The 12359-nt window shown below is 64.4% G+C and carries 9 protein-coding genes; 4 read left to right on the top strand and 5 right to left on the bottom strand.

Going from position 1 to position 12359, the window contains the following annotated elements:
* From VIQ49_RS01400 to VIQ49_RS01385, 4 genes are all read right to left on the bottom strand, one after another.
* Positions 1-890, bottom strand: an 890-nt coding sequence (locus tag VIQ49_RS01400; protein ID WP_331880082.1) for a DUF222 domain-containing protein, incomplete at its 3' end; no start/stop codon positions are given.
* Positions 891-939: 49 nt separating this feature from the next.
* Positions 940-1383: a VOC family protein gene (locus tag VIQ49_RS01395; RefSeq protein WP_331880080.1), complete on the bottom strand. Its 444-nt coding sequence runs from the start codon at positions 1381-1383 to the stop codon at positions 940-942.
* The gene (gene ppk2, locus VIQ49_RS01390; protein WP_331880079.1) at positions 1383-2258 is read right to left on the bottom strand and encodes a polyphosphate kinase 2; all 876 of its coding nucleotides are present in this window, start codon (positions 2256-2258) and stop codon (positions 1383-1385) included. The genes VIQ49_RS01395 and ppk2 overlap by 1 nt, the downstream gene beginning before the upstream one ends.
* A 17-nt stretch (positions 2259-2275) precedes the next feature.
* Entirely contained in the window at positions 2276-5494 is a 3219-nt protein-coding gene (locus tag VIQ49_RS01385) for an ATP-binding protein (RefSeq protein ID WP_331880077.1), read from the bottom strand.
* Between the two features lie 127 nt (positions 5495-5621).
* Between VIQ49_RS01385 and VIQ49_RS01380 the strand changes: the two genes are divergently transcribed.
* On the top strand, positions 5622-6782 hold the full coding sequence (locus tag VIQ49_RS01380; RefSeq protein WP_331880076.1) for a hypothetical protein: 1161 nt from the start codon (positions 5622-5624) through the stop codon (positions 6780-6782).
* Between the two features lie 18 nt (positions 6783-6800).
* On the opposite strand, the gene VIQ49_RS01375 is transcribed toward VIQ49_RS01380, so the two are convergent.
* Positions 6801-8345, bottom strand: a complete 1545-nt coding sequence (locus VIQ49_RS01375) for a hypothetical protein (protein ID WP_331880075.1) — start codon at positions 8343-8345, stop codon at positions 6801-6803.
* Positions 8346-8581: 236 nt separating this feature from the next.
* Here VIQ49_RS01375 and secA2 point away from each other — a divergent pair, with 236 nt between their 5' ends.
* From secA2 to gcvH, 3 genes are read left to right on the top strand one after another with little or no spacing between them, the layout of a single operon-like run.
* A complete protein-coding gene (secA2, locus tag VIQ49_RS01370; RefSeq protein ID WP_331880074.1) occupies positions 8582-11125 on the top strand; it encodes an accessory Sec system translocase SecA2 in 2544 nt (847 codons plus the stop codon).
* A 46-nt stretch (positions 11126-11171) separates the two neighbouring features.
* The gene (locus VIQ49_RS01365; RefSeq protein WP_331880084.1) at positions 11172-11771 is read left to right on the top strand and encodes a CDP-alcohol phosphatidyltransferase family protein; all 600 of its coding nucleotides are present in this window, start codon (positions 11172-11174) and stop codon (positions 11769-11771) included.
* A gap of 48 nt (positions 11772-11819) precedes the next feature.
* Positions 11820-12224, top strand: a complete 405-nt coding sequence (gene gcvH, locus VIQ49_RS01360; protein WP_331880072.1) for a glycine cleavage system protein GcvH — start codon at positions 11820-11822, stop codon at positions 12222-12224.
* The last annotated feature ends 135 nt before the right edge of the window (positions 12225-12359 follow it).

The raw sequence follows: 12359 nt of genomic DNA, 5'->3' as shown, positions 1-12359 counted from the left end.
TTGTCAGCAGTCCCATCGAGCGTCGCCTGATCGGTGATCACATGCAGAACGATCTTCACATCCACACCCGAGATCACCTGCCCCGCGGGAACAGTCACGATGTCGGCGGTGCACGGATGTTTCGGGTCAATCGAGCACTGGCAAGCAAACTCACGGCCCATCACCGTCGCAAACAACGCATCGGCCAGCCGATCCGATTTGCGTCGGGGGTCGGCCTTACACGTCGACATCGCGAGCTTGTCCAACCGCGCCATGATCATCGACAACTCTTCGGCCGTCGAGCATGCATCCATCGCCGCCATACCGTGATCAGCGTTCGAAGCCCACACACCACGATTGTTCTTCGCGTCCTCACGAGCGCGGCGCACCAGGTCCGGGTCACGGCGGAAGATGATCGCATCAACCATGTCCCGCATCCGATTCTTCGACCACGACCCCCGCCGACCCAACGCCTCGGCGATCGCCCGATCGATCTCCGCCCGATGCTCGGAGCCGTCGATCAACTCAGTACGCGCGATGATGTCCGGAATATGATGCGCCGCAACCCGTCCTGCCTTCAACAACCCATTGACCTCAGGCAGCCGATCTCGTAGCGCGAGCGCCCGGTTGATCTGCAGTTCGGCGGCGTGCTGAGTGAGGCCTTGTGCCATCGCGAGCCTCGCCGCACATTGCGCGAACGGATCGAGCGCACGCATCTCCGACTCAGTCCCGATCGTGGGCTCCACCGACTGCCGGTGGACCATCGCGGCAGCGGTATAACGTTCCCATTCCATCCGACTCTGCCGCGCCATCGCCAACGTTGCATTCCGCAACAACTCGCTGGTGCGCAACAGACAGGCGGGGCCGAAATCATCGTCCCCACCAGCATCTTCGATCTCCCCCTCGAACATACATGTGAGTCTAGGTGAGGGGTCTGACACGCGGTTTGGGCCAAGGCCGTCAGTCGAAGGAGACATTCCCGTCGGCGTCGACTCTCCAGCCGGGGTTGTGGGCGATCTCCCAGATCAGGTCGTTGGGATCCAGCACATGCCCGTGGAAGGTGCCACCAAAGGCGCTGTCCCGCGCCGACTTCAGGACACGGCCGCCGGAACGAACCATTGCCGCCATCAGGTCTTCGACCTCCGTCCGGCTGCTGACGTTGTGCGCCAGCGTGACTCCGCGCGCCGAGCGGCTTCGCAGGTCTGGGGGCAGCTCGTCACCCAGGTCGTCGACGAATTTGTCGCTGTCGAAGAAGCCCAGCGTCACCCGGGGTGCGATCTGGAAAAAGATGATCTCACCGGGAACGTCGAGCAACGGCGCCCAGCCCAGCCCGTCCAGATAGAACCGGCGGACCGCGTCGAGATCCTCGGTGGCGAAGGTGAGGAAATTGATCTCCTGGTCCATCAGGTTTCGACGTCACCCATCAGCTCGGCAACATGATTCGGCACGTAGGTACTGATCTCTCGAGACGGACGCCGGTAGGTTCCGGTATCGATCGGATGGTCGGGCAGTTCCACTTTGGGCTTGACGACCTCGTGGTAGGAGATCGTCGACAGCAGATGCGACATCATGTTGAGCCGTGCGTGCTTCTTGACGTCGGACTCGACGATGTACCAGGGACTGTTGGGTGTGTCGGTATGGACCATCATCTCGTCTTTGGCGCGGGAATAGTCTTCCCACCGGTACACCGACTCGAGGTCCATCGGACTCAATTTCCATTGGCGCACCGGATCGTCGAGGCGCGACCGGAACCGGCGGAGCTGCTCGCCGTCGGAGACCGAGAACCAGTACTTCCGCAGGATGATCCCGTCGTCGAGAAGCATCTGCTCGAATACCGGCGTCTGGCGCAGGAAGAGTGAGTGCTCTTGCGGCGTGCAGAAACCCATGACCTTCTCGACGCCTGCCCGGTTGTACCAAGAGCGGTCGAAGATGGTGATCTCACCGGGCGCGGGCAAGTGGGCGATGTACCGCTGGTAGTACCACTGACCGCGCTCCCGGTCGGTGGGGGCGGGCAACGCGGCGACCCGGACAACGCGCGGGGACAGATATTCGGTGATCCGCTTGATCGTGCCGCCTTTGCCTGCCGCGTCGCGCCCTTCGAAGATGACAACCACACGGGCTCGGGTCTCCTTGACCCACTCCTGCAGTTTGACGAACTCCGTTTGCAGACGGAAGAGTTCGGCCTCGTAGACGTCGTTGGGGACTTTCTTCGGCTTCGGGCTCTTCGCCTTGCTCGAGTTCTTGCCGGCGCTCTTGACCGTGGATCCGTTCTTTCCCATCAAAGAAGCCTACTGGCTCACCGGGCGAACTTCGGCCCGAAACTCTCGATGCGTTGCAGAAGTGTGGTCGACTCCTGATTGCGGGCCACCTGGCGGGCTTTCGAGTATGCGGCTCGTGCGGATTCCCTGTCGCCGACCACGTACTGATAGCGGGCCGCGGTGAGGTACAGGTGCGGTTCGGCATACCGCTGGCCGAAGGTCAGCAGGTGCCGCTCGGCGGACGCCAGCAACTCTGCCGCGTCATCGAGGCGGCCCGCGGCCAACGCGGCCTCGGCATACAGGCCGTAGTAGGCGGAACCTCCGGTATTCGGCCCGGCCTCCACCGCAGGCCGCAACTCGCGCAGTCGCTTCAGTGCCTGATCGTGGTCTCCGAGTATCACTTCGGCACACCTGAACATCGATTCGCTGAACGCGCGCAGGAAGTCGAACGGGCCGTCCGCCACCGACGCCAGCCATTCTCGCCCGACTTTTGCCGTCCACCGGGGCTCGGCTGCCAATGCCCCGGCGAGCATCGCAAAGCTACCGGCAGCATTGCGTCCGTAGGCGTCGGGTGTCCTGTGGATCAAGCGTTCGAAGTAGTCCTGTCCGGGTTCGAGGCCGACATGCATGGTGGTCATCCAGGCGAAGAATGCCTGGCCGAGCAGGTCCCAATCGTGCTGGAGTCCGTGCATCGAGGTCATGTCCATCCGCTTGCGGATCTCCTGGGCGTGAGCGAGGGATCGGTAGGAACTGCCGATCTTGCCCCGATCCCATTCAGTCACGCCCCACGCCTGATATCCGATGATCCCGATCGCCGGGTCCTCGGATTCCATTGCTGCGGTATACATCTCGGTCGCAAGCTCGTGTGCGCGGTCGAGAGCCAAGGATTGCGAACACGATGCCCATCGCGAGTATCGGAAGTCGGCAACATTGCGAAGGTCGCCGATGGCCGCCGCGAGTTGCTCGCCACGATCGAAGTACTCCGCTGCCGCGGCCAAATACCCGTCCCGGGCGCCGATCACCGCGACGAGAAGGCCGATCGCGTCGAGTTCGAGACGCTCGTCTCCGTCGTCCTCGGCCAGCGAAATGCATGCCTGGAGTTGCGACTGCGCGGATTCGTAGGAAAAGCCCATCAGCGACTCCTGTGCCGCGGCCATCAGGGCGCGCGCAGTGGCCTGACGCTCCGACAACGGTCCGGCCGACCACAGATGGTGCGCAAGCTCTCCGAGTCTCGCCCTGGTTCCGGTGCGGGTGAGATGCCCGGCGATCTTCATGTGCAGACGCCGGGCGCGGAGCGGTGCTATGCCCTCGACAATGGCTTCGCGAACCAGATCGTGCGCGAAGAAGATGGTGTACGGATCGTTGTCACCGGTTTCGATCACCGAGCGCGCCTCCGCGGGTTCGAGGGTGTCGAGGACGGCACCGATGGGCATGGATGCCGCTCCGGCGAGCAGTTCGAGGTCCACCCGCTTGCCGATGAGCGCGGCCACCTCGAGCAGCTCCATCGTCTCGGCCGGCATGTGGTCGAGGCGCCCGCGGACCACGTCTCGCACCCCGGCGGGAACACCGCCCGGTACGGCTGCGGTGAGCGGCGCCAGTTCGCCGTCGTCGGTCAGGGTACGAGCCAGTTCGCGGGCAAAGAATGCGTTCCCTTTGGTGCGCTGACGCACCGATTCGACAACTTGGGGGATCGGTCGGCGGCCCGTTTCGCGATGGATGAGTTCGCCGATGTCGTCTTCGCCGAGGGGGCCGACGGTGATTCGCAACTGCCACGGAAGTCGACTGAGCTCGGCAAGCGTGTTCCGGACCGTTTCGCGTGCGCGTCCGTCTCCGGATCGGATCGCGCAGATCAGGACCAGCTGTGTCAGTTGCGCCTTCGCCACATGCGCAACGAGTTCGAGGGACGCGCTGTCGGCCCACTGGATGTCATCGAGGACAACGATCAACGGCATGCGGTGAGACACCTGTGACAGGAGTGCGGTCACCTGGGTGTGGAGTCTGAACCTGGCTGCTGCATCCGGGATCTCAGGCTCCTGAGAGATCGGGCCCCGGCCCTCGATGAGCTCGCCGAGTTCGTTTCCGGACAACATCTCTCGTTCGGTGTCCGTCAGCTGCGGCTCGATGTGGCCGAGGATCCTGACCCACGGCCACATCGCGGGTGCGGCTCCGCCTTCCAGGCAATGTCCCCAGACGGTGCGGGTGTGGTCGGGGCGCCGGGTGTGGTGGGACGCGGCGTTGATCAGTGTGGTCTTGCCCGCGCCCGCCTCACCCTCCACGATGATCACGGATCCGACGCCGCCGGATGCTGCGGAGATCGCGTTGTTGATCCGGGCGAGTTCGTCGATTCGGCCGATGAGCGGCAGCTCGGCGCGTGGCGCTGGTGTGCCCCGCCCGTCGGTGACGGTTGCTTCCGCTGGTACCGGAACCGGCACGGCGGTGCCCGGCGGAGGTCTCAACGGAGGACTCGACGGAAGACTCGACGGAGGGCTCAGATGCGGGGCCTGGGCGAGAATGTCCTTTTCCAGGTCGCGTAGGGCGGGGCCGGGGTCGACGCCGATCTGGTCGGAGAGGATCCGCCGGGCGGCGGCCAGCGCGGCGAGCGCGTCGGATTGGCGTCCCATCCGGTAACGGGATGTGGCGAGCAGGGCCCACAGGCGTTCGTTGAGGGGCTGTGTCCGCAGTGCCTGTTCGAGGTCTGTCGCCAGGAGCTGGGTCTCGCCGAGTTCAAGGCGGATCTCGTAGGACAACTCCAGTGCGGCACCGTGCAGGCGGGCGACGTGGTCGGCGGCTTCGTCACGGAACGACAAACCTTCGAACTCGGGGAGCAGCGGCGCATACATGTCGAGTGCAGTTCGCAATGTGGCTGCCGCAGTGTCCGATTCGTGGCGGGTGTGCAGTTCCCGGGCTCGCTCGATGGCGCGGGTGAAACGACTCAGGTCCAGGTTGTCGTCGGCCGTGATGACCAGGGCGTAGCCGGATCCTCTGGTGACCAGCACGCTCGGCTGAGCTCGGGGAGCACGTTCGGGTTCGAGGATGCGACGCAGACCGGAGACGTACGCCTGCAGGGAGGCCTCGGCGCGATCGGGTGCGGAATCACCCCAGATCCCGTCGATCAGTCGATCGCTGGTGACACCGTGTCCGGCAGCAAGGATCAGCTGCGCCAGAACCGCCCGCTGCTTACGGGTGCCGATGGCGGCGTCGACACCGTCAATCGTGGCCGACAGGCCTCCGAACAGCGAATATCGGCGCACGCTCACCCGGGTAGTTTAAGCACCGGAGGACGGATTCGGTTGGTTCCAGAGTTATGGCGATGTGAGCAACGGAGAGGGTAAAATCTGTCCACATCGTTGCCCGCCCAGCGCAGCGCACTGGGGAGGACACCACGTGGCGAACAGCTCAGGTCCGGTATCGGTCACCTGCCGGACCGAATACCGGTTGCCGATACATGATCGCCTGGCCACCATTGCGAGTGCGCTTGCGATCGCCGCGATGTTGGAGCTGGTTGTGCTGACCATCGTCGATGTGGACCCGAAGAAAACCGGAGTCGCAGTCATCGCCACCCTGGGTCTGGGCCTGGTGATCGCCGCGGTCGGGAGAGTGATCGATCTACCCGCAGTGAGTCTGACGGTCGATGACACAGCTGTGCACCTCGGCAACGCGGGCGTGGCGATCAACTCGTTCGCGCTGGATGATCTGCTCTCGGTCAAGCAGAGCACCGAATTGTCCACCGACTCTTCGATGTCGAGGTCGAGCCGCGCCGATCAGTTCCGGATCAAGGGGTGCCGCTACCTGCAGCTCCGCTTCTCCGACAATCCCGATCAGGAGTGGCAGGTCGCCGTCATCGAATCCGATCCGGCGGCCGCGGAAGTGCTCGCCCGTCTGCGCGCGCACCAGCCGGCCAAACGGAAGGTGTTGATCGGCAACGGGAGTGAGGGCAACGCTGCGGGGAATCTGGCGAAGCCTGCGGCGGCGCAGCCCGGCTATCGTCCGGCGGACCCCGGCCAGGGTCGTGCTGTTGCCCGTATCGCCAACGCCGGCAGCAAAGAAGCGGCGCAGCGGCTGTGGCAGGCTGCCTGCCGCCAACACGACGCGATACTCGTCGACTACGCCCAATACGAACTCGAACCCGAATTGGTGTTGCGGTATCCGGCCGTCACCGATGTCTCGGTCGAATCGGTGGCCGCCTTCCACACCGCGCTGGCTCGGGCACAGGAACTGCGGAGCGACGAGTTCCCGATGAGTCTCGATCGCGCAGACGAGTACCAGCAAGCGGTTGTCGAGGCGGGCAAGGCCTGGGCGAAGTGCGAGAGAGACGGTCGTGCAATCGGTTCCGGGCTCCTGGGTGCCGGCGATCAGAAGGAACTCTCCACCGCGTTGTCGTTGCTGGAGACCGCCCGGGTGTCCCAGGGCAGTGCCCAGGCCGACTATCTCGACCGGATTCACCAGATCGTCACCGACCTGGCGGACCGGGGGAGCGTGCACCCCCAGCAGCAGGCCTTCGACGAGATCGAGGCCGGCCGGCGGCGGGCGCTGGAGGCCGAATGACGCCTCGCCACGGAAAGCTCAGTCGCCGGTGAGGAACTGCCCGTCGAGGGTGTAGTACGCGATGGGATCGTTGGGTCCCACCTGCACCATGATCGTGGTCTGATAGTCGTGTAGCACGTACTGGTGCGACGTCTGGATGTCGACGGCGGCACGGTCGAAGGCGTCGACCTGATTGCGGCGCATGTAGTCGTCGCGGACCGCCTCGAACGTGTCTGCCGACAGGTCCTCGAAAGCCACCGATCCGTCTCTGGTCCTGCCGGAGGTGTTCTCCGACGAGCGCAGTGCCGGGAAGAAGCCCGGGACGATGCTCAAGGATCCGGTGCGGTCCGGGGCGGTGAAGTCGATCAGTACGCCACCAGAATTCTGGATCTCGCCGGCCCGCATGATCGGTGTCCCCGGGGCCGTTCCGCGGATCTCGAACCGCTCGATGATCGGGAGATCGGTCTGCAGAGCGACTTCGGTCATCGTCTCCTGTGCGAGTGTCATCGCGACCCCGAAGTCGGCGGGGTCGAACCAGATCGCGATGTTGCTGTCGGTATCGGCCTGGATATCGACTTCGTTTTCGTAACTCTCGCCGAAGGTCGCGGTCGCAACGACCGGTAGACCATCGCCGCTGCGGGCGATCTCCATCGACTGGAAATCGCGGGACTGCTCCGGCAGCGCAGCGCCCATCCGCTCGACGATGGTGGTGAACTGCATCTGCGACAGTTCGTCGGCCCGGAAGGTGCGCGGTGACCGCCACGCGGTACTGGAGCGATTCGGTCCATACCAGGAGTCGCTACTCGATGAGTAGTTCATGCTGACCGATTCGCCGGTGGCCGGATCGTAGACCTGGATCCGGTCGCTACCGTCGGTCCCGAGACTCAGGGCGAAGATGTTGCTCGACGCACCGGGCCCCAACTCGTCGACCTCGGCCAGCATGGCGTCCACCCGCTCCTGGGCAGGGCGCTCGGACGCGTCGCCGGAACCGGTGGACGAGCTGAACCCGGTGTCGGGCAACGAGACCGAGACATGCCAGCCCGTACCCACACCGAAGAACAGGACCGCGGCGATCGCGATGGTGATCACCGGAAGCACAACGGTTGGTTTCGCCGGGTGATCGCCGAACGCGATGTCCGGTGCCGGCGCCAGGTCGCTCTCGTCCGGCAACGTCGAGTTCGGGCGCGGTGGGATGAAGCTCGACGGCAAGCGGTTGTCGGCGTCGTGGAGGAGATTCGCAACCATGCCCTTGGGCATCGCCGACAGCCATCGGGCCCCGTACTCGGTGTCATTGGGCGGAGAGATGGTGGCGGTGACCAACGTCGGCTGGACATTCGATGCGTCCAGACTCGAGCGGGTCACCGCCTCGACGAGCACCGGGATGTTCGTCGACGAATGGCCTCCCGCCACGAGCCCGTCGATCCGGCGGGGGCGCGGGGCCACCAAGATGGCGGCTACCGCGAGCGGAACCCCGACCACCAACGCCACCACCCAGTGGTTGTAGGCCCCCAGACCCACGCCGCAGCCCAGCAGTGCACCAGCGAGAGTCGCCCGGGCGGTCTGCCGAAAAGTTGGGGACCCCATGGGACCGCGAGTAGTGCCCATCTCCAGACCTCCGGCTCGAATCTGTTGGCTGTCGTATCTCAACGGCCTGTCGCATCCGATTGGCCCTGTCGCATCCTATTGGCACTGTGACCAGCGCGGAAGTCGAAGGAGTTCGGACCTGCGTCCGACACCGCCGCGTACGGTAATTGCGATACGCCCTCCGCGTACGGTGGAGCACGGCTGTTTTTGTCGGATGGACTAAGGAGTACGGCTCGGTGGGAAAGCTCACGAACAACATGTGGCGGCTGCTCGGGGCACAATCCTCGCGTAATCAGTCGAAGTCCCTGGCGCTCATCAAGAAGGCCAACTCCCACGACAGTTGGGCCGCCGACCTCGAGGACAAGGACTTCGCCGCCGCTGCGGAGAAGCTCGACATCACCGATCCCGAAGGCGACGATCGGGCCCGCTTCCTGGCACTGGTTCGTGAGGCCGGTGAGCGCACCCTCGACATGCGCCCCTTCGACGTGCAGTTGCAGGGCGCGCTACGTCTGCTCGAGGGCGACGTCATCGAAATGGCCACCGGTGAGGGAAAGACCTTGGCCGGCGCGATCGCAGCGGTCGGGTTCGTGTTGCAGGGCCACCGGATTCATGTCATCTCTGTGAACGACTACCTCGCGACCCGCGACGCCGCGTGGATGAAGCCGCTCTTCGACCTCTTCGACATCGCCTCGGATTCGGTCTCCGAGAAGTCGACTCGGGACGAACGCAAAGCGGCGTACGACGCCGACATCGTCTACGGGTCGGTGAACGAGATCGGGTTCGACGTGCTGCGCGACCAACTCGTCACCCGGCCCGAAGACCTCGTCTCGCCGAAACCTGATGTGGCGATCATCGACGAGGCCGACTCGGTGCTCGTCGACGAGGCGCTGGTGCCGCTGATCCTGGCCGGTTCGGCGATCGGTGAGGTACCCGACAAACCCATTCACGACGCCGTCGGCAAGCTCAAGAAGAACCACTACGAAATCGACACCGAGGGTCGCAACGTCTACCTGACCGACGAAGGCGCAGCCTTCATCGAGGGCGAGCTCGGTGGGATCAACCTGTACGACGAAGAGCACGTCGGCACCACACTGGTCCATGTCAACGTCGCGATGCACGCCCACATCCTCGTCGAGCGCGATGTCCACTACATCGTCCGCGACGGTGGTGTCCATCTGATCAATGCCTCCCGTGGCCGCGTGGCGCAGCTGCAGCGCTGGCCCGACGGTCTGCAGGCCGCAGTCGAGTTGAAAGAAGGACTGGCGCAGACGGATTCGGGCGAGGTCATCGACACGATCACCGTGCAGGCTCTGATCGGCCGCTACCCCAAGGTCTGCGGGATGACCGGTACCGCGGTCGCGGCCGGTGAGCAACTGCGGCAGTTCTATCAGCTCGCGGTGTCGCAGATCCCGCCGAACACCAAGAACATCCGCGTCGACGAGACAGATCGTGTCTTCGACAACAAGGCGAACAAGGCCGAGGCCGTCGTCGAGTTCGTGAAAGAGATCCACGAGACCGGACAGCCGGTCCTCATCGGCACACACGACGTCGCCGAATCGGAGGAACTCGCCCACCTGCTCGGCCGCGCCGGTGTGGAGGCTGTGGTCCTCAACGCCAAGAACGATGCCGAAGAGGCCAAGATCATCGCGGAGGCAGGTGCCAAGGATGCGGTGACCGTGTCCACGCAGATGGCCGGACGTGGCACCGACATCAAATTGGGCGGTTCCGCGGGCCAGAAAGACGGTGGCGAATCGAGCGCCGAACGCGACGAGGTCGTCGAACTCGGCGGCCTGTGTGTGGTCGGAACCGGTCGTCACGACACCGAGCGACTCGACAACCAACTCCGTGGACGCGCAGGGCGACAGGGCGACCCCGGCCGGTCGGTGTTCTTCTCGAGCGTCGAAGATCCGGTGGTCACCCGGAACCTCACGCTCAAGCGTGATCCGGTCAGTTCGTCCGAAGACGGATCCCTGGGATCGAAGGGCGTCGACACCATCGAGCAGGCGCAGCGGATCGCCGAAGGCGTGATGCTCGAACTGCACGCCAACACCTGGCGGTACAACCAGCTGGTGAACCAGCAGCGCGAGATCATCATCAAACGCCGCACGAGCCTCCTGACCACCGACGCCGCGCTGGAGGAGTTCAAAGAAGCCGAGCCCGACCGCTATCGCGAGCTCACCGGCGAGGCTGTCGAGCCGGAGAAGGCAGACGAGACCGGCAAGCCCGCGAAGTCAGAGAAGGCCGACAAAGCAGACAAAGCAGACAAAGCAGACAAAGCTGAGAAGGCGGAAGAGGCCGAAAAGGCAGCGGAAGTCAGGGATTCGGATTCCGGCGCCGAAGCAGGGCCCGCCGAGACCGAATCAGCCGAGACCGCCGACGACAGCGTCACGACCCCGGCGCAGGCCGATCCGATTCCCCATGAAGTGCTCGAGCAGGCGGCCCGCGAGATCATGCTGTTCCACCTCGACCGGGCATGGGCTGATCACCTGGCGTACGTCGCCGACGTGCGCGCCAGCATCCACCTGCGTTCCATCGGCCGGGAATCTCCGCTCGACGAATTCCACAAGCTGATCCTCGCCGAGTTCAGCAAGCTGCCCACAGACGCAGTCGACAACGCGCGCAAGACGTTCCGCGAAGCGGTGATCACGGCCGACGGAGTCGACCTGGACCAGGCCGACCTGCGTCGTTCGACCACCACCTGGACGTACATGGTCCACGACAGCCCGTTCTCGTCGGGTGGTGCCAAGGCGCTGCAGGGCATCGTCGGGATTTTCCGGTAGCAACGGGACGATGAGCCCGCGCGGCGGGTATGACAGGCTTGTCGGCATGGAGGAGACCGATCCGGGTCCGGTTGTAGAGTCGGATCGGGTGTTCACTGTTCCCAACCTGCTCAGCGGGCTGAGGCTGGTACTGATACCGGTCTTCTTGTGGGTACTGCTGGTCGAGGAGGCCGACGGCTGGGCGTTCGCGATCCTGTTCTTCGCGGGCCTCTCGGATTGGGCAGACGGCAAGATCGCCAGGCTGATGAACCAATCGTCGAAGCTGGGGGCACTGCTCGATCCGGCCGCGGATCGCCTGTACATGCTCGCGGTCCCACTCGGGCTCGCGATTCGCGGCATGATCCCGTGGTGGCTGCTCGGCCTCCTGGTCGGTCGAGATCTGCTGCTGTTGGCGTCGGCGCCCCTGCTGCGGAGCCGGGGCATCACCGCACTCCCGACGATCTACATCGGCAAGGCCGCGACCTTCGCGTTGATGTACGGGTTTCCGATGGTCCTTGCAGGGCAATTGGATTCGATCATCGGCGACATCTTCTACCCCTGCGGTTGGGCGTTTCTGATCTGGGGTACCGGGATGTACCTGTGGTCTTTCGTTCTGTACTGGGTGCAAGCGGTGCTGGTTGTTCGCGCACTGCCCCCGGTGCGCTAGATTCTCACAAAGTACGACGTCCATGCGAAGAGGTGAAAGGCAGCACACGTGACCGAGAAGCAGGCACCTGACGATCTTCGCTACACCGCCGAGCACGAGTGGGTGCAGAAGGTGTCGGACCGGACCGTACGGATCGGGATCACCGACTACGCGCAAGACCAACTGGGCGACGTCGTGTTCGTTCAGCTGCCGGCCATCGACGATGTGGTCGAGGTCGGGGAATCGTTTGCCGAGGTGGAATCGACCAAGAGCGTGTCCGACATCTTCGGTCCGCTGGGTGGTGTGATCTCGGCGGTCAACGAGGACCTGGAAGCGAGCCCCGACCTCGTCAATGCGGCGCCCTACGCGGGTGGCTGGCTGGTCGAGATCACCGTCGGAGCCGACGACGACCTGGACGAACTGGTGGGCGAGATGCTCGATGCCGCCGGATATGGGGCGATCACGTCCGGATAGCGCGCGGCGGATCACGGCTCGGGCACGCAACTTGTGCAGCGGGTTTATGCATCGGTGGCCCGTGGCAGGGTACGGTCTAAGTCACGGGTAATGCCCCAATCCACTCGATGAGGCCGGATTCGACGTGTGAGTGAT

The sequence above is a fragment of the Williamsia sp. genome (assembly GCF_036566845.1).
Taxonomy (GTDB): domain Bacteria; phylum Actinomycetota; class Actinomycetes; order Mycobacteriales; family Mycobacteriaceae; genus Williamsia.
The sequence above is the reverse complement of the archived record's forward strand: the minus strand, read 5'-3'. Positions and strand labels throughout refer to the sequence as shown.